At 68.9% G+C, this 26,600-nt stretch carries 23 protein-coding genes and 1 other RNA gene; 9 read left to right on the forward strand and 15 right to left on the reverse strand.

Features of this window, described 5'->3' with window-relative positions:
- The first annotated feature begins 73 nt into the window (after nt 1-73).
- On the forward strand, nt 74-1,006 hold the full coding sequence (locus tag V5F67_RS03475) for a 2-hydroxyacid dehydrogenase (protein WP_394021179.1): 933 nt from the start codon (nt 74-76) through the stop codon (nt 1,004-1,006).
- On the opposite strand, the gene V5F67_RS03480 is transcribed toward V5F67_RS03475, so the two are convergent.
- The 4 genes from V5F67_RS03480 to V5F67_RS03495 all read right to left on the reverse strand — a co-directional run bounded on the left by V5F67_RS03480 (nt 1,000) and on the right by V5F67_RS03495 (nt 5,484).
- Nucleotides 1,000-1,704, reverse strand: coding sequence for an ABC transporter ATP-binding protein (locus tag V5F67_RS03480; RefSeq protein WP_394021207.1), 705 nt, complete (start codon nt 1,702-1,704; stop codon nt 1,000-1,002). The genes V5F67_RS03475 and V5F67_RS03480 overlap by 7 nt on opposite strands.
- Before the next feature lie 8 nt (nt 1,705-1,712).
- Complete coding sequence (locus V5F67_RS03485; RefSeq protein WP_394021180.1) at nt 1,713-2,483, reverse strand: ABC transporter ATP-binding protein; 771 nt, start codon at nt 2,481-2,483, stop codon at nt 1,713-1,715.
- Complete coding sequence (locus V5F67_RS03490) at nt 2,480-4,324, reverse strand: ABC transporter permease (RefSeq protein WP_394021181.1); 1,845 nt, start codon at nt 4,322-4,324, stop codon at nt 2,480-2,482. Before V5F67_RS03490 ends, V5F67_RS03485 begins: the two co-directional genes overlap by 4 nt.
- Nucleotides 4,325-4,509: 185 nt before the next feature.
- Nucleotides 4,510-5,484 carry a Bug family tripartite tricarboxylate transporter substrate binding protein gene (locus V5F67_RS03495; protein WP_394021182.1) on the reverse strand — a complete coding sequence of 325 codons (975 nt, stop codon included), beginning with the start codon at nt 5,482-5,484 and terminating at the stop codon, nt 4,510-4,512.
- Nucleotides 5,485-6,186: 702 nt separating this feature from the next.
- Between V5F67_RS03495 and gcvA the strand changes: the two genes are divergently transcribed.
- From gcvA to V5F67_RS03515, 4 genes are all read left to right on the forward strand, one after another.
- A complete protein-coding gene (gcvA, locus tag V5F67_RS03500) occupies nt 6,187-7,107 on the forward strand; it encodes a transcriptional regulator GcvA (protein ID WP_394021183.1) in 921 nt (306 codons plus the stop codon).
- A gap of 226 nt (nt 7,108-7,333) precedes the next feature.
- On the forward strand, nt 7,334-7,699 hold the full coding sequence (locus tag V5F67_RS03505) for a Rieske (2Fe-2S) protein (RefSeq protein WP_121625012.1): 366 nt from the start codon (nt 7,334-7,336) through the stop codon (nt 7,697-7,699).
- Nucleotides 7,686-8,018, forward strand: a complete 333-nt coding sequence (locus V5F67_RS03510; RefSeq protein WP_394021184.1) for a hypothetical protein — start codon at nt 7,686-7,688, stop codon at nt 8,016-8,018. Before V5F67_RS03505 ends, V5F67_RS03510 begins: the two co-directional genes overlap by 14 nt.
- Nucleotides 8,019-8,044: 26 nt before the next feature.
- Entirely contained in the window at nt 8,045-9,292 is a 1,248-nt protein-coding gene (locus tag V5F67_RS03515) for an amidohydrolase family protein (RefSeq protein WP_394021185.1), read from the forward strand.
- 192 nt (nt 9,293-9,484) lie between these two features.
- Here V5F67_RS03515 and V5F67_RS03520 read toward each other — a convergent pair whose 3' ends face one another.
- From V5F67_RS03520 to V5F67_RS03550, 7 genes are all read right to left on the reverse strand, one after another.
- Nucleotides 9,485-10,729, reverse strand: a complete 1,245-nt coding sequence (locus V5F67_RS03520; RefSeq protein WP_394021186.1) for a phenylacetate--CoA ligase family protein — start codon at nt 10,727-10,729, stop codon at nt 9,485-9,487.
- A 226-nt stretch (nt 10,730-10,955) separates the two neighbouring features.
- Nucleotides 10,956-11,795, reverse strand: a complete 840-nt coding sequence (locus V5F67_RS03525) for an ABC transporter ATP-binding protein (protein ID WP_394021187.1) — start codon at nt 11,793-11,795, stop codon at nt 10,956-10,958.
- A gap of 164 nt (nt 11,796-11,959) precedes the next feature.
- On the reverse strand, nt 11,960-13,240 hold the full coding sequence (locus V5F67_RS03530) for an ABC transporter substrate-binding protein (RefSeq protein ID WP_394021188.1): 1,281 nt from the start codon (nt 13,238-13,240) through the stop codon (nt 11,960-11,962).
- Nucleotides 13,241-13,313: 73 nt separating this feature from the next.
- Nucleotides 13,314-14,384 (reverse strand): branched-chain amino acid ABC transporter permease, encoded by a 1,071-nt coding sequence (locus tag V5F67_RS03535; protein ID WP_394021189.1) that lies wholly within the window; start codon nt 14,382-14,384, stop codon nt 13,314-13,316.
- 4 nt (nt 14,385-14,388) lie between these two features.
- Nucleotides 14,389-15,282, reverse strand: a complete 894-nt coding sequence (locus V5F67_RS03540) for a branched-chain amino acid ABC transporter permease (RefSeq protein WP_121625019.1) — start codon at nt 15,280-15,282, stop codon at nt 14,389-14,391.
- 166 nt (nt 15,283-15,448) lie between these two features.
- Nucleotides 15,449-17,389, reverse strand: a complete 1,941-nt coding sequence (locus V5F67_RS03545; RefSeq protein ID WP_394021190.1) for a long-chain fatty acid--CoA ligase — start codon at nt 17,387-17,389, stop codon at nt 15,449-15,451.
- A 10-nt stretch (nt 17,390-17,399) separates the two neighbouring features.
- Nucleotides 17,400-18,251, reverse strand: a complete 852-nt coding sequence (locus V5F67_RS03550; RefSeq protein ID WP_394021191.1) for an ABC transporter ATP-binding protein — start codon at nt 18,249-18,251, stop codon at nt 17,400-17,402.
- Between the two features lie 305 nt (nt 18,252-18,556).
- Between V5F67_RS03550 and V5F67_RS03555 the strand changes: the two genes are divergently transcribed.
- The 4 genes from V5F67_RS03555 (at nt 18,557) to V5F67_RS03570 (ending at nt 22,137) form a co-directional block, all read left to right on the forward strand.
- Nucleotides 18,557-19,192, forward strand: coding sequence for a TetR/AcrR family transcriptional regulator (locus tag V5F67_RS03555; RefSeq protein WP_394021192.1), 636 nt, complete (start codon nt 18,557-18,559; stop codon nt 19,190-19,192).
- Between the two features lie 232 nt (nt 19,193-19,424).
- An RNA gene (gene ffs, locus V5F67_RS03560) (signal recognition particle sRNA small type) lies at nt 19,425-19,523 on the forward strand.
- Nucleotides 19,524-19,937: 414 nt separating this feature from the next.
- Nucleotides 19,938-21,797, forward strand: coding sequence for a DNA polymerase III subunit gamma/tau (locus V5F67_RS03565; RefSeq protein ID WP_394021193.1), 1,860 nt, complete (start codon nt 19,938-19,940; stop codon nt 21,795-21,797).
- Nucleotides 21,798-21,816: 19 nt separating this feature from the next.
- A complete protein-coding gene (locus tag V5F67_RS03570) occupies nt 21,817-22,137 on the forward strand; it encodes a YbaB/EbfC family nucleoid-associated protein (protein ID WP_394021194.1) in 321 nt (106 codons plus the stop codon).
- Nucleotides 22,138-22,183: 46 nt separating this feature from the next.
- Here V5F67_RS03570 and V5F67_RS03575 read toward each other — a convergent pair whose 3' ends face one another.
- The 4 genes from V5F67_RS03575 to rpsO all read right to left on the reverse strand — a co-directional run bounded on the left by V5F67_RS03575 (nt 22,184) and on the right by rpsO (nt 26,573).
- Complete coding sequence (locus tag V5F67_RS03575) at nt 22,184-22,954, reverse strand: RES family NAD+ phosphorylase (RefSeq protein ID WP_394021195.1); 771 nt, start codon at nt 22,952-22,954, stop codon at nt 22,184-22,186.
- Nucleotides 22,914-23,294, reverse strand: a complete 381-nt coding sequence (locus tag V5F67_RS03580) for an antitoxin Xre/MbcA/ParS toxin-binding domain-containing protein (RefSeq protein ID WP_394021196.1) — start codon at nt 23,292-23,294, stop codon at nt 22,914-22,916. The genes V5F67_RS03575 and V5F67_RS03580 overlap by 41 nt, the downstream gene beginning before the upstream one ends.
- A 608-nt stretch (nt 23,295-23,902) precedes the next feature.
- Nucleotides 23,903-26,056: a polyribonucleotide nucleotidyltransferase gene (pnp, locus tag V5F67_RS03585; protein WP_394021197.1), complete on the reverse strand. Its 2,154-nt coding sequence runs from the start codon at nt 26,054-26,056 to the stop codon at nt 23,903-23,905.
- A gap of 247 nt (nt 26,057-26,303) precedes the next feature.
- Entirely contained in the window at nt 26,304-26,573 is a 270-nt protein-coding gene (gene rpsO, locus V5F67_RS03590; protein WP_394021198.1) for a 30S ribosomal protein S15, read from the reverse strand.
- Nucleotides 26,574-26,600: the final 27 nt, after the last annotated feature.

The following is a 26,600-nucleotide window of genomic DNA, read 5'->3' on the forward strand; positions in this document are numbered from 1 at the left end:
GGCCTGAGGCTTTCGCATGGCCGCGCGGTCGGCTAACCCTCGCCGGGCGCGCTGCCGCGTTCCGGATGCCAAGATGCCCGAGACCCTGCTCTTCCACAGCGACTACGACGATGCCGCCGCCTGGGCCGGCGCGCTGAAGCGCGAGCTGCCCGACCTCGACATCGCCGTCTCGACGCAGGCCTTCGATCCGGCGGCGGTGCGCTACGCGCTGGTGTGGCAGCCGCCGACAGGCTTCTTCGCGCCGCTCGCGAACCTCGCTCTGGTCACCAATCTCGGCGCCGGCGTCGACGCGCTGGTGGGGCGGGCCGACCTGCCGGGCGTGCCCGTGACCCGCATCTGCGATCCCGAGATGGCGCGCATGATGGCGTCCTTCGTGCTGATGGCGGTGCTGCGCCACGCCCGCGACCTGCCGCAGCTGGAGCAAGCGCGCCGGGAGCGGCGCTGGCACTGGGTCAATCCGCGCACGGCGGGCGAGATCACGGTCGGCATCCTCGGCCTCGGCGAATTGGGCGCGCGGGCGGCGCGCGAGGTGGCCGGACAGGGCTTCCGGGTGAAGGGCTGGTCGCGCTCGCCCAAGGCCCTCACCGGCATCGAGGCGCTGCACGGGCTCGGGGCGCTGGACGGCTTCCTGGCCGACGTGGAGATCCTGGTGGTCATGCTGCCGCTCACGCCGGAGACGCGGCACGTGCTCGACGCCCGGCGTCTGGCGCTGCTGCCGAAGGGCGCGAAGCTGGTGAACGTGGCGCGTGGGCCGGTGGTGGACGAGGAGGCCCTGATCGCGGCGCTGCGCTCGGGGCACCTGGAGAGCGCCACGCTCGACGTGTTCGAGGCGGAGCCGCTGCCGCGGGAGAGCCCGCTCTGGGAGATGGAGAACGTGCTCATCACCCCGCACCTCGCCTCGGTGGCGATCCCCGCCAGCGCCGCGGCGCAGATCGCCGAGAACATCCGCCGCCTGAGGCGCGGCGAGGCCCCCTTGTTCCAGGTGGAGGCGGGGCGCGGCTACTGAGCGCCGGTGCCGAGGGCCTCGGCGGCCAGAAGCGCCTCGATCGCGGCCACCGTCCCCGCGGCGCGCACCGCGCCGCGCTCGATCCAGAGCGCCCGGTCGGCGATGGCGCGGGTGAAGGCGAGGTTCTGCTCGCTGACCAGGATCGACAGGCCCTCGGCCTTCAGCGCCGCCACCGCCTTCGCCATCTCGGCGACGATGCGCGGGGCGAGGCCTTCGGACGGCTCGTCCAGCAGCAGCACCGCCGGATTGCCCATGAGCGTGCGGGCGAGGGTGAGCATCTGCTGCTCGCCGCCGCTCATGGCGCCGCCGCGCCGGTGGCGCATCTCGGCGAGGTTGGGGAACATGGCGAACAGCCGCGCCTCGGTGAAGGGCGCCAGGCCCGGGCGCGGCGGCCGGCGGCCGGTCTCCAGGTTCTCCAGCACCGTGAGGTCGGTGAAGACGCGGCGGTCCTCGGGCACGTAGCCGAGGCCGAGCCGGGCGCGCTCGAAGGCGGGAAGGCGGGAGACGTCGCGGCCGCCGAGGCGCACCGTCCCGCTCGCCGGGACGAGGCCCATGATGGCCTTGAGCGTGGTGGACTTGCCCGCCCCGTTGCGGCCCACCAGGGCCAGCACCTCGCCCGGCGCCAGCGCCAGCGAGACCCCGAACAGTACCTGCGCCTTGCCGTAGGCGGCGGCGAGGCCGTCGGCCTCGAGCGTCATCCCGGCCGTCATGGCACCGCCTCCTCGCCGAGATAGACCGCGCGCACCTTCGGGTCGCGCCGGATCGCGTCGGGCGTGCCGGCGGCGATCAGGGCGCCGCGGTCGAGCACCAGGATGCGGTCGGCGTGGCCGAACACCGCCTCCATGTCGTGCTCGGTGAACAGCACGCCGATGGCGCGGGCGCGGGCGACGTCGCGGGCGAGCCGCATGAGATCGGCGCGCTCGGCCCGCGCCATGCCGGCGGTGGGCTCGTCCATGAGCAGGAGGCGCGGCGCGTTGCCGAGCGCCAGCGCCAGCTCCAGCCGCTTCACGTCGCCATAGGCGAGCTCGCCCGCCGGCCGGTCGGCGGCGCCGGCGAGCCCCACCTGGCCGAGCAGCGCGTCGGCCTCGGCGCGGTGGCGGCGGTCGGCGCGGCCGAGCAGCCGGAACGCCGCGCCGGCGCGCGAGAGCAGCGCCGTCTGCACGTTCTCGCGCACGCTCAGGGACGGGAACGTCGCCGCCACCTGGAAGGTGCGCCCGACCCCGAGCGCGAAGCGGCCGCGCGCCGGAACGCGCGTCACGTCGCGCCCGTCCAGCAGCACCTGCCCGGCATCGGGCCGCACCTGGCCGCCGAGCATGGCGAACAGCGTGCTCTTGCCGGCACCGTTGGGGCCGATCAGCGCCAGCATCTCGCCCGGACCGAGGCAGAACGACAGGCCGCGCACCGCCTCGACGCCGCCATAGGCCTTGGCGAGGCCGCGCGCCTCCAGAAGCGGGGCGCCGGTCGGGGGCGCGCTCATGGCGCCGTCCTCCGCCGCGCCAGCAGGTCGAGCGCGGCGCCGGCGATGCCGCGCGGCGCCGCCACCACCAGCGCCACCACGAGGGCGCCCAGCAGCAGCTTGGAATAGTCCGTGGCGCTGACCAGGACGATGGACAGCAGCTTGTAGAGGATGGCGCCGGGCACCGGCCCGATCACCGTGCCGACGCCGCCCAGCAGCACCATGGCGAGCGCGTCCACCGAGAGCGGGATGCCCAGCACGTCCGGGAACACGCTGCCCTTCAGGAACGCGAACAGCGCGCCCGCCACCCCGGCGAGGGCGCCGGCGACGGCGAAGGCCGTCCATTGCACCCGCTGGCGCGAGAGGCCGAGCGCCTCGGCGCGGGCCGGGTTGTCGCGCACCGCCCGGAGCGCCAGCCCGAAGGGCGAGAAGATCACCGCCCGCAGCAGCGCGACCCCCAGGAGCGCCGCCGCCAGGGCGAGCCAGTAGAAGGCCGCGGGCGAGGCCGCCCAGGCGGCGGGCCAGATGCCGATCAGGCCGTTGTCGCCGCCGGTCACGCCGACCCACTGGAACGCCACCGCCCAGGCGATCTGCGCGAAGGCGAGCGTCAGCATGGCCGAATAGACGCCCGAGAGCCGCACGCAGAACCAGCCGAACGCCACCGCGCCGAGCAAGGCGAGGGCGGGACCGGCGAGGAGGGCGCCGAGCATCGGCGCGCCCGCCTTCACCGCCAGCGCCGCGCCGTAGGCGCCGAGGCCGAAATAGGCGGCGTGCCCGAACGAGGCCATGCCGCCCGCGCCCATGACGAGATGCAGGCTCGCCGCGAACAGGACGAACAGCGCCACCTCCGCCCCCACCGAGAGCGCGTAGGCGCCGCCGGCGAGCGGCAGCATGGCCGCCAGCGCGGCGAGGGCGAGCGCGATCGCCCGCTCGGGCGCCGTGAACGGCCGCCACGGCCGCGCCGCGACCACGAGGGCGCCGCGCTGCTCCGCCTGCGGCCGGCCCAGCAGCCCGTAGGGCCGCGCCACCAGCACCGCCGCCATCACCAGGAACACCAGCACCAGCGAGACCTCCGGCAGCACCAGGATGCCGAAGGCGTTCAGCTCCGACACCAGGAGCGCGGCGAGGAACGCGCCGGGCACCGAGCCGAGCCCGCCGATCACCACCACCACGAACGCCTCGACGATGATCTTGATGTCCATGGTGTGGTGCGCGGTCTCTCCGCGCGGCAATTGCAGCGCCCCGCCCAAGGCGGCGAGGACGATGCCGAGCGCGAACACCGAGGTGAAGAGCCATTTCTGGTTCACGCCCAGCGCCGCCACCATGTCGCGGTCCTGCGTCGCCGCGCGCACCAGGATGCCCCAGCGGGTGCGCTTCAGCGCCAGCGTGAGGGCGAGCAGCACCAGGGGGCCGAGCGCCACCAGGAAGAGATCGTAGGCCGGCACCGCGTGGCCCATCACCTCCACCGCCCCCTTGAGGCCGGGGGCGCGCGCACCCAGGAGGTCCTGCGGCCCGAACAGGAGGACGACGACGTCCTCCATCATCAGCGTCACGCCGAAGGTGGCGAGCAGCTGGAACAGCTCGGGCGCGCGGTAGATGCGCCGCAGCAGCGTCATCTCCATCAGCGCGCCGAGCGCGCCCACCAGCAGCGCCGCCAGGACGATGGCGCCCCAGAAGCCGACCGGCCCGGCCAGCCGCTGCTGCAGCCAGTAGGCCATGTAGGCGCCCAGCATGTAGAACGCGCCGTGGGCGAAATTGACGATCCGCGTGACGCCGAAGATCAGCGACAGCCCGCTCGCCACCAGGAAGAGCGAGCAGGCCGCCGCGAGGCCGGTCAGGAACTGGGCGAGGATGAGGTCCAAGGCGAAGCCCGCTCGTCGCGCCGCGGCGAGGGGGCGGCCCCTCCTCTTGTCCGCTTTACGGCGCCGCATCAAGGGGGCGGGCACCATCAAGGGGAACGGCGAGCGGCGGCGGCCCTCATCGAGGCCGCCGCCGCCCGCGCCATCCCGTCGTCAGCGGCGGCCGCTGCCGGCGCCGCCGCGCGCCCTCACTGCGGGGTGAGGCCGGCTTCCTTAACCGCCTGCATCCATTTCGGATATTCGGCCTTCACGAAGCGGTCGAACTCGTCCGAGGGGCTGAACACCACCGCGAAGCCCATCTGCTCCAGCCGCGTCGCGGTCTCCTGGTCGGCGAGGAACGACTTCACCTTCGCCTCCAGCGCCGCCACCACGGGCTTCGGCATGCCGGCGGGGCCGAACAGGCCGAGCCAGGCGTCGAGGTCGAAGCCGGGCACGGCGACCTCCGAGATGGTGGGCATGTCCGGCAGCTGCTTCAGCCGCGTCGCGCCGGTGGCGGCGAGCGGGCGCACCTTGCCCGCGGCCACCTGGGGCAGCCCCGTCACGGCGTCGGTGATCATCACCGGGATGTGGCCGCCCATGACGTCGTTGAGCCCCTGCACCGTGGTGTTGTAGCGCACCGGCAGCATGTCGATCGCCGCCATGCGGGTGAGGGTGGCGCCGACGATCACGCCGGTGCTGTTGCCGGTGGCGTAGCTGAGCTTGCCGGGGTTCGCCTTGGCGTAGGCGATGAGCTCGGGCAGCGTCTTCGCCGGCACGTTCGGATTGACCACCACGAAGGAATAGATGCCGCCGAGGCGGGCGATGGAGGTGAAGTCCTTCAGCGGATCGTAGGGCACGTTCTTGATGATGCCCTGGGCCGCCGACTGGGTGGTGTTGGTGGTCATGAACAGCGTGTAGCCGTCGGGCTCCGCCTTGGCGACGAAGGAGGCCGCCACGACGCCCTGCGCGCCGGGCTTGTTCTCGACCACGAACGGCTGGCCGAACTGGGCCTGGAGATAGGCGGCGAGCGACCGCGCGAAGCCATCGGTGGCGCTGCCCGGGCCGAAGGGGACGACGATCTTGACCGGGCGGTCCGGATAGTTCGCCTGCGCCGCGCCAATGGGCGCCGCTGCCAGCGCCAGAGCGACGCCGAGCGAGGCGGAAAGTAGCCGCATGAACCTCATCAATGCTCCTCCCTGGTTTGGACGGACCGTGCGCGGGGAGGGCAGGTGGGGGCAATTGAAACGATTCCAGCCTTCGTTGAAGGATTTTCGTCCGGCGGGTATCCGGAGGGTTCCCCGGGGTCCGCAGAAGGGGCCGGCTGGAGGCGGCGCGCCGGCGGTTATTCAATACCGGTGCAGTGCACGCGCGGAGGCACGGCGCGCGCCGCCGGCCGGGGTGGCGATCGCCGTTCCGGGCGCGGCGGGGCCGTCGCGCCGGGCAGCGCCAAAAGCCGCCGCGGCCAACGCTCCGGGGCCGCGCCTGCATCCCTTGCCGGCACGGCGGCGCCTCGATAGCCTGCGCCTGCGCCGCGTTGCGGGAGCCGCGGGCTCGGGCATCAGATGTGCCCGGGGCATGGCGGTCGGACGCAAGATTTCGCCGCTGTGATTTACAGTCGCCGGCCGGCGTCAACTGAAAAAAATTCATCGATACCAGGACGATTATTCTAGCCACCATTCCATCCGGCCACGATGGCGGCGCGCGCGCGACGGAAGCGACGGAAGATCATGAATTTCAGATGTTTATGATCGCGCGCGGCACGCGGATGCGACCGCAAGCGCTGCCCGCCGGGACGTCCGGGGTTTCTTGACTGCGACCTCCTGACCCACTCATTCTTGATATTAATCAAATTCCTAAGAACGGGGCCGAGGGGGAAGACGCCAAGGATGCGGACACGCTTTCCTTCCATGATGAGCCTCAGGGCGTTCGAGGCGGCGGCCCGGCATCTCAGCTTCACGCGCGCCGGCGTGGAGCTGAACCTGACGCCGACCGCCATCAGCCACCAGATCCGCAACCTCGAGGAAACCCTCGGCGCCCGGCTCTTCATCCGCAACAACAATGCCCTGACCCTGACGCGAACGGCCGAGGCCTATCTCAGCTCGGTGCGCTCCGCGATCGTCGAGATCTCCTCCGCCACCAACCGCGCGGCGGACAATTCCGACGAGCGCGTGCTCACCGTGCAATGCCTCGGCACCTTCGCCATCAAGCGCCTGCTGCCGCACCTGCACGACTTCCGCACGCTCTACCCCTCCATCTCCCTGCGCCTGCGCACCACGCAGTGGTTCGAGAACGCGGCGAACTACGACTTCGACGTCGCCATCTGGCACGGCGCGGGCGACTGGGCCGGGGTCAGCGTGGACAAGCTCGGCACCGAGGAGGTGTTCCCGGTGTGCAGCCCGCGCCTGTTCGCCCGCGGGCCGCGCCTGCGCGAGCCCGCCGATCTCGCCGAGCACACGGTGATCCGCACCTCCTCGCTGATCCTGCGCGACGAGTGGCCGTTCTGGCTGGAGGCGGCGGACGTGCCGGGGCTCGAATTCCAGTCCGAGATCGCCTGCGACTACATGATCACCTCGCTCCATGCCGCCATCGACGGGCTCGGGGTCATCCTGGGCCGCTCGGGCGTCGTCGGGCCCGACCTGGAAAGCGGGCGCCTGGTGGAGCCGTTCGGCCTCAGGGCGCGCTCGGCCTTCAGCTACTATCTGGTCACGCCGCACGCCAATGCCGGGGTGAACAAGGTCGCGACCTTCCGCAGCTGGCTGCTCGACCGCCTCAACGAGGCGCCGGCACCGCGCACCTTGAGCGCCTGAGCCCTCCCCGGCCTCCCGTTCCCGCTCCTCGGTCCGGACCGCCGCCCGCGCCCGGAAACGCCGAGGCGCGGCCGCAGCCGCCTTCTTTTGATGGATTTCAAAGTGATTTCAAGGCGTTGATCTCTCGCTGAATTTTGCTCAGCGCCCGTTTCAGAATTCATCGTTGGCGCGAAATCCGGCGATCGCGCACCCATAGCTCGTCAAGAAGATGCGAGCGGAGCGAAAGATGCCCGAGGTGTTCGTCACCACGTCCGACCAACTGCCGGAGGGCGGCCGCGCCACGGTGCGCGCCGGAAAGCACGAGATCGGCGTGATCCGCGCCAAGGGCAAGCTGCACGCCTTCCTGAACCTCTGCCCGCACCAGGGCGGCCCGGTCTGCGCCGGGCTGATGATCCACAAGGTGGAGGAGATCATCGCCGAGGACCACACCTACCAGGGTATGCGCTTCAACGAGGATGTGCTGCACATCGTCTGCCCCTGGCACGGCTGGGAATTCGACATCGAGACCGGCAAGTGCGCGGGCGACGGCGCCGTGGGCCTGCGCCGCTTCACCGCCGTGGAGAGGGACGCCAATGTCTATGTCATCGTCTGAGGTGGCCCGCGCCGCCATGCCGCCTGCTCCGCCCGCCCCCGGCGAGGACGACATCGCCCGCCTGATCGCGCAGCTCAGGGCGGCGGCGACCGGCGACGGCGGGGTCGATTTTCCCGAAAGGGCGCTGAACGAGATCGCCACCCTTCTGGTCCAGATCTGCGGCGCCAAGTTCGATGCCGGGTCGCGGGTCCAGGTGCTGGGCGACGGCGGCGCGGTGAGCGCCACGGCCGTGCTCGTCACGGTCTCGGCGATGATGAAGGCCTCCAACCTCGAAATCTTCGAGCTCGGCATGTGGCAGTCCTGGTCGGGCACCCGCTGAGCGCACGCGCCAAGGAACGCAGAACCATGTATTTCCGCTCCAGCACCCCCGCCTATGACATGAACATCGAGGGCTTCCACACCGGGGAGCACCTCGCCAACGCCCGCGCCCAGGCCGATGCCCGCGGGCTCGACGACGTCCTCGTGGTGGACGTGGATTCGCACCATTACGAGACCGACAACCTGGCCGAGATCCTCGAATACATCGAGGACCCGGCGCTGAAGCAGCTCGCCATCAACACCTATGCCTACAAGGGCGCGACCTCGGTGCTGGTGGACCAGCCGGGCTACCAGGACGGCGGCGGGCGGGTGACGCGCTACATGGAGCGCAAGCACGAGAAGATCGATCTCACCGGCCGGCCGCGCGAGGTGGAGCAGACCCTGCGCTGGATGGATGCGCTGAGCGTCGACTATGCCTGCCTGTTCCCGACCCCCATGCTGTTCCTCGGCCTGCACCCGCAGCACGAGGTCGAGGTGGGCATGGCGCGCGCCTACAATCGCTGGCTGACCGAGAACGTCACGCCCACCTGCAAGCGGCTGAAGACCATGCTCTATCTGCCGTTCAACGACCCCGAGGCCACCTACCGGATGGTGAAGGAGTTCGGCGGCCGGGAAGGGGTGATCGGCTTCATGGTGGTCTCGACCCGCTACAAGCCGGTCTACGACAACGCCTACATGAAGACCTACGCGCTGCTGGAGGAGATGGGCCTGCCGCTCTCCTTCCATGCCTCCTACCACTGGAACGACCAGCTGGTCTCGCTCACCAACCGCTTCATCACCGCCCATGCGGTGGGCTTCACCTTCTTCAACGCGGTGCACTGCGCCAACTGGGTCATCAACGGCCTGCCCGAGCGCTTCCCGAAGCTGAAGGTGATCTGGATCGAATCCGGGCTCGCCTGGGTGCCGTGGCTGATGCAGCGGCTCGACAACGACTTCCGCATGCGCACCTCGGAGGCGCCGTCGCTGAAGCGGCTGCCGAGCGACTACATGCGCGAGATGTACTACACCACCCAGCCCATGGAGATGGTGAACAACATGGAGGCGCTGGAGCTCACCTTCAAGATGATCAATGCGGATACGCAACTGCTCTATTCATCCGACTATCCGCACTGGGACATGGACCTGCCGAGCACCATCTGGGACCTGAAGTTCCTCTCCGAGCAGTCGAAGCGCAACATCCTCGGCCTGAACGCCAAGCGCATCTTCAACCTGGATATCTCCGACCGCTTCCCGGCGCAGGCCCAGGCGCCCGGCGCGATGGCGCCGGCGAAGTAGGCAGGCAGGAGCGGCGGCGGCCGGCCCGTCATGGGTCATGCCCCGGCTTGTCCGGGGCATCCACCTGATCGCCCATGCCGCGCTCCGAAGCAGAGCACCGCGCGCGCCACGGCGGATCCCCCGGACGAGCCGGGGGATGACGGGCCGAACGGCAGGTTTCGCCCGTCGACGCGAGGCGGGACGGACCGCCGATCAGACCGGGCGGCGGTCGTCGATGGTCTTGGCGTCCGCCGGCAGGGTTCCCGGGGCGAGCAAGGCGAGGCGCCCGCGCAGCTTGGTGGCGGCGCGCAGGTCCTCCAGCAGCGCCTCCTGCGACAGGACCATACCATCCGGGATTTCGACCTCCAGAAGCATGTCGTCCTGGTCGCCGACGCGGTCCACCACGAGGCGCGCCCTGGCCACCGCCGGATGCTTCCTCACCGCCGCCGTCACCTGGACCGGGTGGACGAACATGCCGCGGATCTTCGTCACCTGGTCGGCGCGGCCCATCCAGCCCTTCAGGCGCATATTCGTTCGGCCGCAAGGGCTTAGGCCCGGAAGCGCGGCCGAGAGGTCGCCGGTGGCGAAGCGGATCAGCGGATAGTCGGCGTCGAACAGGGTGACCGCCACCTCGCCCACCTCGCCCTCCGCCTCCACCGGATCGCCGGTGCCGGGGCGCAGGATCTCCACCAGGCAGCCCTCCTCGACGATCATCCCCTCCTCGGCCTCGCTCTCATAGGCGACGAGGCCGAGATCGGCGGTGCCGTAGCACTGGCGCGCGGTGATGCCGGCGGCCTTCAGCTCGGCCCGGTGGGCGGGCAGGAACGCCTCGCCCGTCACCAGAGCCTTCTTCAGCGAGGAGATGTCGGCGCCGGTCTCGCGCGCCTTGTCCACCAGGATCTTGAGGAAGGAGGGGGTGCCGCCATAGCCCTGGGGGCGGATGTCGGCGATGGCACGCAATTGCAGGTCGGTCTGGCCGACCCCCGCCGGCACCACCGCGCAGCCGAGCGCGTGGGCGCCGCTCTCGATCATCGAGCCGGCCGGGGTCAGGTGGTAGGAGAAGGAATTGTGGACGATGTCGCCGGTGCGGAATCCGGCCGCGAACAACCCCCTGGCGAACCTCCAGAAATCCGGCCCGTGACCCTCGGGATCGTAGATCGGCCCGGGCGACATGAAGATGCGGGCGAGCCTGCCGGGGGCGACCGCGTTGAGGCCGCCGAAGGGCAGGCTCCTCGGCTGGATCTCCAGGAGGTCCGACTTGCGGGTGACCGGGAGCTGCGCCAGCGCCGCGCGGGAGGTGACGGCGGCCGGGTCCACGTCCTTGAGGAGCGCGCCGAAATAGGCCGACTTCGCCTTGGCATGGGCGATCTGGGCCGGCAGCGCCTCCATGAGGGCAGCCTCGCGTGCCTCGAGGGAGCGGGTCTCGCTGGCGTCGTAGTGGCGGTTCGGATCGGTCATGGTCGGGCTCGCATCACAAGCTGGCCGGAGGGCAAAACAGGGATTCTCGCTGCCGTCATGCCCCGGCTCGTCCGGGGCATCCACTTATCCGTGCCGGAACGCTTCGACACCACGCGCCGGCCTCGCCGCAAAGTGGATCGCCCGGACGCGCCGGGCGATGACGGTGGCAGATGAAACCGGCGCGACGACATGACGGCACGAACCCTCAGCCGTCGTCCGGTCAGCTCTACAGCCACCTTTTCCGGCGCTTGAAGCTCTTGAGGTTCTTGAAGGACTTGCGCTCCTCGCCGCCGCCCTGGCCGAGGTAGAACTCCTTCACGTCCTCGTTGGACTGCAGCGCCGCCGCCGTCCCGTCCAGCACGATCTTGCCCTGCTCCATGATGTAGCCGTAGTCCGCCACCGAGAGCGCGACGCGCGCGTTCTGCTCCACCAGCAGGATTGTGACGCCGAGGTCCCGGTTGAGCTTGCGGATGATGGAGAACACCTCCTTCACCAGCAGCGGCGACAGGCCCATGGAGGGCTCGTCCATGAGGATCAGCTTGGGGCGCGCCATCATGGCGCGGCCGATGGCCAGCATCTGCTGCTCGCCGCCGGAGAGGTAGCCGGCAAGGCCCGTGCGCTCCTTGAGGCGCGGGAAGTATTCATAGACGCGCTCGATGTCGCTCTTCACCTCGTTGTCGCGCCGGGTGAAGGCGCCGAGACGCAGATTCTCGAGGCAGGTCATGTCGGCGATGATGCGCCGGCCCTCCATCACCTGGAAGATGCCGCGGCGCACGATCTTGTCCGGCTCGATGCCGTTGATCTTCTCGCCGAGGAACGTGATGTCGCCGCGGGTGATCTCGCCGTCCTCGGACTTCAGGAGGCCCGAGATGGCCTTCAGCGTGGTCGACTTGCCGGCGCCGTTGGAGCCGAGCAGCGCCACCACCTGGCCCTGCGGCACCTTCAGCGACAGGCCGCGCAGCACCAGGATGACGTCGTTGTAGACCACCTCGATATTGTCCACCGAGAGCAGGGTCTGCGGCGCCGCCTCGGCGGCGGGATCGATCTTCAGTGCGGCATCGGCCATGGCATCCATCCTTGTCCTGCCGTCATCCCCCGGCCTGTCCGGGGGGCCACCCCACGGCGCGCCCTGCCTTGGAAGGGGCACCGCGGAGGTGGAGGCGTGGATGCCCCGGCCAAGCCGGGGCATGACGTTGCTCAGGGAGGCGGGCTGGGGCCCGCCCCCGTTCCTCACCAGCCCTGGAGCTCGGTCTTGCGCGGCAGGTCGATGGTGGCGACCTTGTCCAGCTTGATGACGCCGCTCTTCACCAGCTCGGCCACCGAGGCGTCGGTCGGGCCGTTGACCACGGCGCGGTAGAGGTCGACGCTGGTGGTGGGGCGGTGGTCGGTGGCGGTCCAGGTGGACGGCTTGCAGACGCCCTCGGTGCCCTTCGGCACCCAGTCCTTCTTCTGGTACATGCCGTCGCGGATCTTCACGCCGCTGACGCCGCCGTTCTTGTCCGCCCACTCCATGGCCTCCTTCATGTAGAGGGCGGTGCAGATGGCGGCGAGATAGTGCACCGGCCGATAGGCGGTGCCCGACGAGTCGGAGTTCTTGGAGATGTCCTTCATGGTGGCAAGGCCTGGCGCGCTGCCGGACCAGGTCACGGCGGTGCGCACCGGGAACACCACGCCGTTGGCGGCGTCGCCCGCCGCCTTGGCGGCGTTCTCGTCCATGCCCCACACGTTGCCGAAGAACTGCACGTCCACGCCCGCGGTCTTGCAGGCCTTCAGCACCGAGATGTTGGAGCCGGCGGTGTTGCCGAGATAGGCGTAGTTGGCGCCGGATTGCTTCAGCGTCAGGCACTGGGGCGTGTAGTCGCCGGGGGTGAGCGCGAAGGTGATGGGGTCGAGCACCTCGAAGCCCAGCTCCTTGGCGTAAGCCTCGGCGGCCGCCTTGGGCGAGTTCGGGAACGGGTGGTTGGCGCCCATGTGCACCCACTTGGGCTTGCCGGGCTTGCCCTTCTTCTTCCAGTCGTCGGCGGCCCACTGCACCATGGCGCGGGCGGCGTCAGAATAGGACGGGCCGTAGAAGAAGTTGAACGGCGCGGCGCGCTCGCTCTTCTCGTTCACCTTGCCCTTGGGGTCGGTGAGCGAGGCGGAGTAGGAGGCGGAGAAGTAGGGCACCTCCTCCTTGGTCACCATGGCGACCAGCGCCTCGGTGTCGGCGGTGCCCCAGCCCTGGATGGCGACCACCTTGTCGGAGCCCACCCACTTCTTGAAGGCGGCCAGCGCGCGCGGCACCTGGTAGCCGTATTCGTTGAAGTCGGAATTGATCTTCTTGCCGTTCACGCCGCCATTGGCGTTGATCCAGGCGATGGTGTCCTGAATGCCCTGGCCGTAGGGCTGGCCCACGTCCGAGGTGCCGCCCGAATAGTCGGCGAGGTGGCCGATATTGATGCTCTGGGCGACGGCCGGTCCGGCGGCGGCGAGCGCCAGCGCGGACACGAGCGACAACGCGATCTTCTTCATGTGGGTCTCCTTGGTTGGTCCTCTTGTGGGCGCGAGGGTCTTTCCGCCCCCGTCGCCCGGGTTGGTCCTTCGGTCAGTACGAGAACGGGTAGAGCTTCCAGTAGGCCTTGATGAGCCGCCAGCGGTGGGCGAGGCCGTCCGGCTCGAAGATCAGGAACAGGATGATGGTGGCGCCGATCAGCATCTCGCGCATGTAGGTGATGCCGTCCTTCAGGTGCAGCACCTGGTCGATGGTGCTGCCCTGCAGCGCGCTCGCCAGCATGCCCGTCAGTTCCGGCAGCAGCACCATGAAGATGGTGCCCATCAGCGAGCCCATGATGGAGCCGAGCCCGCCGATGATGATCATGCCGAGGAACTGGATCGAGAACAGGATGTCGAGCCCCTCCACCGACATGAAGCCGATATAGTGGGCATAGAGCGCGCCGCCGATGCCGGCGTAGAAGGACGAGATGCCGAATGCCATGGTGCGGTACTTGGTCAGGTTCACGCCCATCATCTCGGCCGAGAGATAGTGGTCGCGCACCGCGATCAGCGCCCGCCCGTCGCGGGTGCGCATCAGGTTGGTGGCGCCGAGATACATCACCACCACGAAGAACAGCACCACGTAGAAGTAGCGCTGGTCGCCGGAGAGGTCGTAGCCGAACAGCTCGAACGGCGGCGCCATAGCGCCGTGCGTGCCGCCGGTGAACCACTCGGCGCGCACGAAGAAGTCCTGCAGGATGAACTGCGCCGCGAGCGTGGCGATGGCGAGGTAGAGCCCCTTCACCCGCGCCGCCGGCAGGCCGAAGATGAGGCCCACGATGGTGGTCCACAGCCCCGCCAGCACGATGGCGATCGGCACCGGCACGCCCTTGTTGGCAAGGTACGCTGAGGCGAAGCCGCCGAAGCCGAAGAACACCGCGTGGCCGATGGAGATCTGCCCCGAGAAGCCCACCAGGATGTTCAGCCCCAGCGCGGCGATGCCGAGATAGCCGATCTGGATCATCAGGCTCAGCACGTAGCGCGACAGGAACAGCGGCGCGAAGCACAGGGCGACGATCGCCAGCACCACGAAGATCAGGGTGAGGCGGGTGGAGAAGATGGTCTGGTCGGCCCGATACGAGGTGCGGTAGTCGCCGCACGGGCGCATGGAGGTCATGGCCATGGTCTCAGACCCTCTCGATGTCGCGGGTGCCGAACAGCCCGTAGGGCTTGATCATCAGGATCAGGATCAGGGCGTAGAAGGGCGCGATCTCGTAGAGGTTGCCCCACTTGAGATACTGGCTGTCCACGAACTGGGCGAGGTTCTCCAGCAGGCCGACGATGAGGCCGCCCACCACCGCGCCGAAGACGCTGTCGAGGCCGCCGAGGATCACCGCCGGGAACACCTTGATGCCGAAGAAGGATAGCGCGGAGGAGACGCCGTTGACGATGCCCACCACCACGCCGGCGACCGCCGAGACCGCCGCCGAGATGCCCCAGGAGAGCGCGAACACCTGCCGCACCGAGATGCCGAGCGACTGCGCCACCTGCTGGGAGAAGGCGGTGGCCCGCATGGCGAGGCCCATCTTCGAATACTTAAAGAACCAGGCGAAGCCGGCCATGATGGCGAGGCTCACCCCGGTGGACATCAGGTAGGCGGTCTGCACCTGGAGGCCGAGAATGTTCACCTGCGCCACCGGGAAGATGGGCGGGAACGGCTGGGCGAAGGTGCCGAACATCCACTTCATCAGCGCCTGGAAGAAGATCGAGAGGCCGATCGTCACCATGATGACGGAGATGATGGGCTCGCCGATGAGCGGGCGCAGCACCACCATCTGCACCAGGATGCCGAACACCATCATGAAGGCGATGGCGATCAGGAAGCCCCAGAAGAAGGGGATGTCCCATGCGGTGAGGAGCCACCAGCACACCCAGGCGCCGATCAGCAGGAACTCGCCCTGGGCGAAGTTCACCACCTGGCTGGCCTTGTAGATGAGCACGAAGCACATGCCGACCACGCCGTAGAGCGTGCCGATGATGAGCCCGTTGATGATGAGCTGGACGAGGAGCTGGGACTGCATCAGACGCTCCCGATGAAAGCCCTCTCCCGCTTGCGGGGGAGAGGTGGGAGGGGGAAGGGGCGAAAGGGTTCGAGAGCGGCGGCGCGTCGGGGGGTGGCCGGCCCCCTCCCCACCCCTCCCCCGCAAGCGGGAGAGGGAGTTCGCGGCGGCGAAAGGGATCGTCTCATCACGCCGCCCTCCGCTTGGCTTCGGAGGCGGCGGTGCCGGCGCGGGTGTCGAGCTCGATCACGTCGAGCTTGGTCTTGATGCGCTGCTTGGTGCCGTCCTGGAAGGTGATGGTGGTGTCCACGTCGATCACCTTCTCGCCGGCATACATGGCGTCGATGATGGTGCCGTAGCGCTCGTTGATGACGCCGCGGCGCACCTTCCGCGTGCGCGTCAGCTCGCCGTCGTCCGCGTCCAGCTCCTTGTAGAGCAGCAGGAAGCGGGAGATGCGCTGCTTCTCGGCCAGGGTCGTGTTCACCTCCTCCACCTCCTTGCGCAGCAAGGCGATGACCTCGGGCTTCGAGGACAGGTCGGTGTAGGTGGTGAAGGCGATGCGGTTCTTCTCCGCCCATTTCGAGACGATGGAGAAGCGGATGCAGATGATGGCGGCAAGGCTCTCGCGGGCATCGCCGAGGATCACCGCCTCGGCCACATAGGGCGAGAACTTCAGCTTGTTCTCGATGTATTGCGGCGAGAAGCGGTCGCCCTGGGCGGTCTTGGCCATGTCGCGCACGCGGTCGATCACGACCAGGTGGCCCTTGTCGTTGAAGTAGCCGGCGTCGCCGGTGCGCATCCAGCCTTCTTCCGCGAACGACTTGGCGGTCTCCTCCTCGTTGCGGAAATAGCCGGTGAACATGTTGGGGTGGCGGGTGACCACCTCGCCGAGCCCGTTCTTGTCGGGATCGTCGATGCGGATCTCCACTCCCTCCATGGGCACGCCCACGGTGTCGAAGTCCACGTCGGCCGCCTCGTGCAGGGTGTAGGCGCCGAGCAGCTCGGTCTGGCCGTAGAGCTGGCGCATGGGAACGCCGAGCGCGAGGAAGAAGCGGAAGGTGTCGGGCCCGAGCGCCGCGCCGCCGGTGGCGGCCGATTTCAGGCGCGTGAAGCCGAGCCGGTCGCGCAAGGCGCGGAACAGGATGAAATCCGCGAGCGCCGAGCGCTGGCCCCGCTCCAGCGCCTTGAGGCCGAGCGCCATGCCGAAGTGGAACATGGCGCGCTTGAGGCGCGAGGCGTCCATCATGCGGGCGCGCACGTCGGCGGCGATCTGCTCCCACACGCGCGGGGCGAACAGCACGAAGGTGGGGCCGATCTCGCGCATGTCGGCCATCATGGTCTCCGGCTCCTCGACGAAGTTCACCTTCATGCGGGAGAGGAGCGCCTGGCCGAAGGCATAGATCTGCTCCATGATCCAGGGCATCTGGAGCACGCTCACATACTCGTCGTCGGGACCGCGCGGGTCCATGGCGAGGTAGGCCTTGCAGTGGCGCAGCAGCGACCCGCCGGTGAGCATGGCGAGTTTGGGATGGGAGGTGGTGCCGGAGGTGGTGCACAGGATGGCGACGTCGTCGCCGCTGCCTGCCGCCACCATCTCCGCATAGGCCGAGGGCGCCGCCGCGGCGCGGGCGCGGCCCTGCTCCTCCAGGCTCTCCAGCGAGACGAGGCGGGGATCGTCATACTTGCGGATGCCGCGCGGGTCGGAATAGACGATGTGCCGGACGGTGGGAATCTTCTCCTCGAGCTGGAGCAGCTTGTCCACCTGCTCCTCGTCCTCGGCGAACACCACGGCGACGTCCGCATAGGTGATGAGATAGGCCACCTCGTCGGCGAGCGCGTCGCGGTAGATGCCGAGGCTCATGCCGCCGAGCGCGTGGCCGGCGATCTCGCCCATCAGCCATTCCGGGCGGTTGTCGCCGAGCAGCGCCACCACGTCGCCGCGGGCGACGCCGAGGACGGTGAGGCCGAGGGCGATGTGCCTCACCCGCGTCGCCACCTCGCCCCAGGTGTAGGCGTTCCAGATGCCGAGGTCCTTCTCGCGCAGCCAGATGTCGCCGCCGTGCTCGGCGGCGTGCAGCTCCAGCAGTTTCGGCAGGGTGTCGTAGCGGGTGATGTCGGGCAGGGTCATCGCGCGGCCCTCACGCCAGCTCGTCTTCGCCGACGGCCGCGCCGTCGAGCTCCAGGTCGTCCTCGCCGAGATAGGCCTTGCGCACGTTCTCGTTGGCGAGCACGTCGGCCGGCAGGCCTTCCGCGATCTTTCGGCCGAAATCGAGCACCATCACCCGGTGCGAGATGTCCATCACCACCCCCATGTCGTGCTCGATCATGACGATGGTCATGCCCCACTCCTCGTTGAGGTCAATGATGTAGCGGGCCATGTCCTCCTTCTCCTCGAGGTTCATGCCCGCCATGGGCTCGTCGAGGAGGATGATCTTCGGCTCCAGCGCCACCGCGCGGGCGAGCTCCACGCGCTTCCTGAGGCCGTAGGAGAGCGTGCCGGCGGTGGCCTTGCGCACGTGCTGGATCTCCAGGAAGTCGATGACGTTCTCGACCGCCTTGCGGTGCTCCAGCTCTTCCTTCTGGGCACCGCCGATCCAGTAGACGGCGCCGGAGAAGAAGTTGTTCTTCAGCAAGTGGTGGCGCCCGACCATGATGTTGTCGAGCACGCTCATGTGGCTGAACAGCGCGAGATTCTGGAATGTGCGGCCGATGCCAATGGCGGCGCGCTTGTTCGGCTTCAATCTTGTGATGTCGCGGCCTTCGAACCGCACCCGCCCCTCCGTGGGCGAATAGCGGCCCGAGATGCAGTTCAGCATGGAGGTCTTGCCGGCGCCGTTGGGGCCGATGATGGAGAACAGCTCGCCCGACTTGACGTGGAAGCTCACCTCGGAGAGCGCCTTGAGGCCTCCGAACCGCAGGGAGATGTTGTCCACGTCCAGGATGGCGTGCGCATCGGCACGCGCCTGCGGAACCACGTTCGTGGTGCTCAAGCCGTCCTCCCTATGTGTCCCGGAGGTTCGGCCGTGCCGCCCTCCATGTGGCGCCCCGCATGTCGCGTTGGCTCGGCGCCTGCCCGATCATCACGTCGGGCTTCAGGAAACAATCAAGCGTTCTTTTTTATTCTGGTCAAGCGGCATTTCTTGTCGCAGGATGCCCTTGCGTGCCGGCGCCTCAGACTTCAGTCTAAGGCATTCCGATCCCACGCGCGGTTGCGCTCCGGGCGCAATCCAATCACCACCCAGGGGCCGCAGCAAGGCCGGGGATCGACGTTGAAGAGGCAGACGCTGAAGAGGCCATGGCGCGCACCATCGGATCAAACGGCGCCCGCACCGCCGAGGCCATCCGCCAGGCGGGCGTGAAGCTCATCTACCGGCACGGCTACGAGGCCATGAGCCTGCGGCAGCTGGCGGCCGAGGTGGGGCTTCAGTCGGGCTCGCTCTACAAATATTTCGACAACAAGCAGTCCCTGCTGTTCGACATCGTGCGCGAGCACATGGCGGACCTGCTGGCCAAGGCAGAAGCCGACCTCGCCGGGATCGACGATCCCATGGCGCGGTTGAAGGCGTTTTCGGCCTTCCATCTGCGCTACCACATGCAGCGCATGGCCCATGTCTTCATCGCCAACATGGAGATCCGGAGCCTCGACGACGACCACCGCGCCATGGTGGTGGGCCTGCGCCGGCGCTACGAGAACCTGCTCGAGGACACGCTGCGCGAGGGGGCGCAGGCCGGCGTGTTCAAGATCACCGAGCCGAAGGTCGCCACCTACGCCATCATCTCCATGCTCACCGGCATCTGCATGTGGTACCGGCCCGGCGGCCGGCTCAGCCAGGACCAGCTGGTGGACATCTATACCGGCCTGGTGGTGGACGGCGTGACCGGGCCGCAGGGGGTGCCGGTGAAGGCCGACAAGCACCGCGCGCTGGTGTGAGGCCGGGGCGTTCGGGCTTTCTGTCCCCATGTGCCGACGCTGCTTGTTTGGCGCGCGATCGCCGCTTGTCACCTTCCGCCCTTGCGGGGGAGGGCAGGGCGGGGAGTACCAGCCTTTCCAACAGCGCGCCTCAGCCGCTTGAGGCGCGGCGCCCCCACCCCTGTCCCTCCCAACAAGGGGGAGGGGAGCCCCGCCGCTTGCCATCTCCGCTTGGCCGGCCCATATAGGGGCCGGGAGGTTGGCGGTGGACGAGCCACTCGCCAACCGGGTCAGGTCCGGAAGGAAGCAGCCCCAACGAGCCCGGTCTCGGGTCTTCGTCCAGCCTCCCACCCTTCACAGTCTTCGCGCCGAGGGTCCGACGCGCTGGCGTCGGTGCTCCTCTCGCAGCCGGTGGCCGCCGCCGCGAGGCGCAGGCGCTGCTCAGCTCGGGGGAGTTGGCGCATGTGGGCGAGCCTCGTTCTGACCTTGGACGCATTCACGGGGATCGAGGGGCACACGGCCTAGGACCTCGGAATCTTCAAGACCGAGGACGGCTGCAAGGCCGCGCTCGCCAAGGCGGTGCCCGCGACGCTCAAGCCCGATGACCTGCGCGGCTTCAATGACGGCTACATCCGCTATGCCTGCGTGCGGATCGTGCATGCGGAGCTGTTCTTCGAGGCCGAATAGGGAGGCCAAGTAGGCCGCGCGCTGGCGCACCGGCCATGTGGCATTGGGCCTGCCGCCCGTGCGATGCTATGAAGGCGCCATGAGCTCCGACGACACCGAGGACATGCCGGCTCTCGATCTGGGAGCGCAGCCGGCGGCACCAGATGCCGGTCGCGCGCCCGCGCCCTACCGGGTGCTTGCCCGCAAGTACCGGCCGCAGAATTTCGAGGACCTGATCGGCCAGGAGGCGATGGTGCGCACGCTGCGCAACGCCTTCGCCTCGGGCCGCATCGCCCAGGCCTACATCCTCACCGGCGTGCGCGGGGTGGGCAAGACCACCACCGCCCGCATCCTCGCCCGCGCGCTCAACTACGAGCCGGCGGACGGCGCCCCCGGCGGGCCGACGCTGGACCTCTCCGCCTTCGGCCGCCACTGCCGCGACATCGTCGAATCGCGCCATGTCGACGTGATGGAGATGGACGCCGCCTCCAACACCTCCATCAACGACATCCGCGAGATCATCGAGAGCGCGCGATACCGGCCGGTGATGGCGCGCTACAAGGTCTACATCATCGACGAGGTGCACATGCTCTCCACGGCGGCCTTCAACGGGCTGCTGAAGACGCTGGAGGAGCCGCCCGAGCATGTGAAATTCATCTTCGCCACCACCGAGATCAGGAAGGTGCCGGTCACCGTGCTCTCGCGCTGCCAGCGCTTCGACCTGAGGCGCGTGGAGGCGGGCGAGCTCGCCGCGCACCTCTCCGGCATCTGCGCCAAGGAAGGCGTGACGATCGAGCCGGAGGCGCTCGCCATCGTCGCGCGGGCGGCGGAGGGCTCGGTGCGCGATTCGCTCTCGCTGCTCGACCAGGCCATCGCCCATGGCGGCGGCAGGGTGAGCGCGGAAGAGGTGCGGCGCCTGCTGGGCCTCGCCGACAAGGGGCGCGTCATCGACCTGTTCGAGGCGCTCATGAAGGGCGAGATGGCACGGGCGCTCGGCGAGTTCCGCGACCAGTACGACGCCGGCGCCGACCCGGCGGTCATCCTCACCGACCTTGCCGAGTTCACCCACCTCGTCACCCGCCTCAAGATCGTGCCCCAAAGCGCCGAGGACGCGGCCTTGGTGGAGGCCGAGCGCCTGCGCGGCGCCGAGATGGCGCAGGCCCTGTCCATGCGCGTGCTGGCGCGTGCCTGGCAGATGCTCACCAAGGGCGTCGGCGAGGTGCAGCAGGCGGCCAAGCCCGCCCAGGCGGCGGAGATGGTGCTGGTGCGCCTCGGCTACGCCGCCGACCTTCCCACCCCCGACGAGGCGCTGCGCCAGCTGCGCGACCAAAGCGGAGGCGACGGGCGCGGACCCGCGGGCGGCGGCGCCGGCGGGCAGGGTGGCGCCATGGCCGCGGCATCGTCCGGCGCAAGGCTCGCGCTCGCCCCGGCGCCGACCTCCGTGCCCGCGCGGGCGCCCGCCATGGCGCGGCCCGAGCCTTCCCGCCCGGTCCCCGCCGTCGCCGGCCCCCGGCTTGCCGACCTCGCGGACGTGGCGCGCCTCTGCGCCGAGAAGCGCGATTTGCTGCTGAAGCACGCGGTGGAGCACCAGCTGCGCCCGGTGCATTTCGAGGACGGCCGCATCGAGGTCTCGCTGGTGCCCGGCGCCCCGGCGACCGTCATCCAGGATCTGTCGCGCAAGCTCTCCGAGTGGACCGGCCGGCGCTGGCTGGTGTCGCTCGCGAACCGAGAGGGCGGGCCGACGCTGGCCGAGGAAGAGCTCGCCCGGAAGGCCGAGCGCGAGGAGGGCATCAGGGCGCACCCGCTGGTGGCCGCCGTGCTCGCCCGCTTCCCGGGCGCCGAGGTGGTGGACGTGCGCTCGCGCGCCGATCCGGCCGACATCGCCGGGGAGGAGGCCCTTCCCCCCATGGAGGAGGACCTCCAGATGGGGCCGGGGCCGGACGACGAGATCGAATATTGACGAACGGAGACGAACGCCGATGCGCGACCTGATGGGCATGATGAAGCAGGCCAAGGAACTCCAGGAGCGCATGCAGCAGATGCAGGCGGAGATGGAGACCATCGAGGTGGGCGGCTCCTCGGGCGGCGGGCTCGTCAGCGTCACCGTCACCGCCAAGGGCGAGTGCAAGGCGGTGCGCATCGATCCCTCGCTGGTGAAGCCGGAGGAGACCGAGATCCTGGAGGACCTCATCGTCGCCGCCCTCGCCGATGCGCGCGGCAAGGCCGAGCGGGTGATGCAGGAGAAGATGCAGGCGCTGACCGGCGGCCTCGCTCTGCCGCCGGGCCTGAAGCTGTTCTGAGGGCGCGCGGGCGGCCAGCGCCCAGGACGCGCCGGCGCGGATCGCCTCAGGGGCGCTCCCAGCGCATCCCCGACAGGCGCGGATCGGCAGCGAAGGCGTCGCGGTCGAAGTCGATCGCCTCGCGCGGGAACTCGCACAGCGCGGCGACGCCGGACGGCCCGAGCCTGAGGTGCCAGGTGCGCCGCTCCGCCGGGGCCGGCGCCGCGAAGGCGCGGCATGACAATACGGCGAGGTTCGCGCCCGCGCCGGGGTCGCGGACGGATTCGTATCGCAGGACGTCCGCGCCGGCCGCGCGCGCCGCCTCGGCGAGCGACTGGCAGGGCTCGTAGCCGACCGGATCGGTCCACGCAGCGCGGTCGCGGTCGAGGGGCGGGGCGGTCAGGTCGAGATGCCGCGCCGTCGCGAGATCCGCGGCAAACGCCGTGTATTGGCCCGCGCTCGCCGGCCACGGCGTATCCGGCGATTCCGCGAAGAACAGCAGCCGGTAGAAGGCAAGCTCCGCCACCGCCGTCCGCGGACGCTCGGCGGCATAATATACCCCGGCGGTGCGTCCGGCGCGGCGGAAACGCGAGCCTTGGGGATAGGGCGGCGCGTAGCGGAACGGGGTGGAGAGCAGGTAGTCGAGGTGGCGGCACTCCGGCGGCACCGGCGGCTTCGTGGCCTCGATCAGCTCCTCGAGGATGCGCTGCTCGTCGAGCGTATCCACCAGCTTGAGGGTGGATGTGAGGTGCTGCGCCTCCACGAGGCGCCAGCAGCGTCCCCGGTAGGGCCGCGCCTCAAAGGACAGCGCGTCGGGCGTCCAGATAGGCGATGACATCGACCAGCCCGCTGATGGTTCTGACCTTCTCGATGGGCGTGCCGTCGAGCGCGGTGTTGGGATTGGCGAGCCACGCGCGGGCGATGGCCTCGTCGCCGCCGGCGATGGCGTCGAGCGAGCGGAACAGGCGCACGAACAGCAGCGCCAGCTCGAACGGCTTGGTGCCCGCCTCCAGGGCGAACTCCCCCTTCTTCATGCGCGTGAGCGTGGCCGGGCTGAGGCCGATGACGGCGGCAAGCGTCTGCGCGTTCACGCCGAGCCGGTCGGCGGCCCGCAGCACCGCCTTGGTCAGCACGGCGCCCTGGCTGGATAGCGGTTGACCTAATGGCGTGACGTGCATAACGACGGCATCCTTTCAAAGGAAAGGATAGCACGAAAATATTTTTTAGGAAATCAAACTGCGATCCCAGGCCATCCTCTCCGACGAAGGCAGCTGGATATCGCCGAAATGAACCTCCGAATCACGGCCGAGAAAGTGGACAACTACATCTAGTGCCACACCGTCGCATTGACTCTAAATCGCGATCCGCAGCTGTGCCTTGACGAGGCGTCACGACTCGCTTTAGCTGTCCATTAGCACAAAAGCCATCCGGGGTTGCCGCCCCGAATGGCTCATTGTGCCAGGCGTATCCCGTAGCAGGGTGCCGGGCGCGTGTTGGTGTTAGCAACGGATTTTAATAGAATCCTACGTGACTCACGTGTCAAGCCCTGCCGCTCTTTCAAAGATGGAGGCGGCAATGCCGCTTGGCAGAAAAGGCAAGACCGGGGAACGCTGCCCGGAAAGCGGCGTGTGGAAGGTTGAGGGCTCTCCCTCGACGACTGCGCCAATCGCGGTGGGGAATATCTTCCCTCCCTACGGCGGCAAGGCAGTTACCTGGGTTTTGATCCAGTACGCTTGAAGGTACCTAGAAGTACGAAGGGCGGCCGAGAGGCCGCCCTTCGCTTTTATCACTCCGCGGCGCCGGCCTCGCGCTCGGCCTTGGCCTTGGCTTCCAGGTCCTCGCCGGTGGTCTGGTCGACCACCTTCATGGACAGGCGGGTCTTGCCGCGCTCGTCGAAGCCCATGAGCTTGACCTTGACCTTGTCGCCTTCCTTCACGACGTCGGAGGGCTTGGCCACGCGCTCGTTGGCCATCTGCGACACGTGGACGAGGCCGTCCTTGGAGCCGAAGAAGTTCACGAACGCGCCGAAGTCCACCACCTTCACGACCGTGCCCTCGTAGATCTGGCCCACTTCCGGCTCGGAAGCGATGGACTTGATCCAGTTGATGGCGGCCTTGATGGCCTCGCCGTTGGCGGAGGCGATCTTGATGGTGCCGTCGTCCTCGATGTTGATCTTGGCGCCGGTCTTCTCGACGATCTCGCGGATCACCTTGCCGCCGGAGCCGATCACTTCGCGGATCTTGTCCACGGCGATCTTCATCACCTCGATGCGCGGGGCGTGCTCGCCGAGCTCGGCGCGGGCCGTGGTGAGGGCCTTCGCCATCTCGCCGAGGATGTGGACGCGGCCGTCCTTCGCCTGGGTGAGGGCGACCTTCATGATCTCCTCGGTGATGCCGGCGATCTTGATGTCCATCTGCAGAGAGGTCACGCCCTGCTCGGTGCCGGCCACCTTGAAGTCCATGTCGCCGAGGTGGTCCTCGTCGCCGAGGATGTCGGAGAGCACGGCGAACTTCTCGCCTTCCAGGATCAGGCCCATGGCGATGCCCGCCACCGGGCGGCGCAGCGGCACGCCGGCATCCATCAGCGCCAGCGAGGTGCCGCAGACGGTGGCCATGGACGACGAGCCGTTGGACTCGAGAATCTCCGACACCACGCGCAGGGTGTAGGGGAACTCGTGCTTCAGCGGCAGCATGGGGTGGATGGCGCGCCAGGCGAGCTTGCCGTGGCCGATCTCGCGGCGGCCGGGCGAGCCCATGCGGCCGGTCTCGCCCACGGAGAAGGGCGGGAAGTTGTAGTGCAGCAGGAAGTGCTCCTTGTAGGTCCCTTCCAGGCTGTCGATGAACTGCTCGTCCTCGCCGGTGCCCAGGGTGGCGACGACCAGCGCCTGGGTCTCGCCGCGGGTGAACAGCGCCGAGCCGTGGGCGCGCGGCAGGATGCCGACCTCGGAGACGATCGGGCGCACGGTGCGCACGTCACGGCCGTCGATGCGGATGCCGTCGTCGAGGATGTTCCAGCGCACGATCTTGGCCTCGAGCGCCTTGAAGACCTCGGAGACCACCTGCGGGTTCGGCACCGAGGTGCCGTCCTGCGCCAGCTCCTCGTAATACTTCTTCACCTTGGACTTGGCGGCGCCGACGGCGGCGTAGCGCTCCTGCTTCTGCTTGATCTTGTAGGCGTCGCGCAGATCGGACTCGGCGATCTCCTTGACCTTGGCCTCGATGGCGGAGACGTCGGCCGGCTGGAAGTTGCGCGGCTCCTTGGCGGCCTTCTCGGCGAGCTTGATGATGGCCTCGATCACCGGCTGGAAGTGGCGGTGGCCGAACATCACCGCGCCGAGCATGATCTCCTCGGGCAGCTCCTTGGCCTCGGACTCCACCATCAGCACCGCGTCGCCCGTGCCGGCGACCACGAGGTCGAGCGCGCTCTCCTTCACCTCGTCGAGGGCCGGGTTGAGCACGTACTCGTTCTCGATGAAGCCGACGCGCGCCGCGCCCACGGGGCCCATGAACGGGATGCCGGAGAGGGTGAGGGCGGCCGAGGAGGCGACCAGCGCGACGATGTCGGGATCGTTCTCCAGGTCATGGGCGAGCACGGTGACGATCACCTGGGTGTCGCACTTGTAGCCGTCCGGGAACAGAGGACGGATCGGGCGGTCGATGAGGCGGGAGACCAGCGTCTCCTTCTCGGAGGGACGGCCCTCGCGCTTGAAGTAGCCGCCGGGGATGCGGCCGGCCGCGTAGGTCTTCTCCTGGTAGTTCACGGTCAGGGGGAAGAAGTCCTGGCCCGGCTTGGGCTCCTTGGCGGAGACCACGGTGGCGAGCACCTTGGTGTCGCCATAGGTGGCGAGCACGGAGCCGTCGGCCTGGCGGGCCATCTTGCCGGTCTCCAGGGTGAGCGTGCGACCGCCCCAGTCCAGCTCTTCGCGATGGATGTCGAACATCTTGTGGTGTCTTTCTCTTCAGCGGGCGAAGAAAAAGAGCCATGAGCAAGACGGCCGGACGCGCCGCGCGGCGGGGCGCGTCAAGGAGCCCCTCCGACGGTTGCGTCCGGCGATCCTGCCATGGCTCGATTTCTGCCTTCGCGTGCCCGCGGCAGGCCCCATGCCCGCCGCGCCGGCGCGCCGCGATGGATCGCAGCGCGCGATGTTCCGCCGCGCCGGCGCTTCCGGCCGGCGGCGGGAGGTGGCGTCAGCGGCGGATGCCGAGACGCTCGATCAGGGACTTGTAGCGCCCCTCGTCCTTCTTCTTCAGATAGTCGAGGAGGCTGCGGCGCTGGGAGACCAGCTTCAGCAGGCCGCGGCGCGAGTGGTTGTCCTTGGCGTGGGTCTTGAAGTGCTCGGTGAGGTTCGAGATCCGCACGGTGAGGATCGCCACCTGCACCTCCGGCGAGCCCGTGTCGCCGCCCTTGGTCGCATATTCGTTGATGAGCGCCTGCTTGCGCTCGGCCGTGATCGACATCGGATGATCCTTTCAGATGGAGGAAGA

The organism is Xanthobacter pseudotagetidis (assembly GCF_043194795.2).
GTDB lineage: Bacteria > Pseudomonadota > Alphaproteobacteria > Rhizobiales > Xanthobacteraceae > Xanthobacter > Xanthobacter tagetidis_A.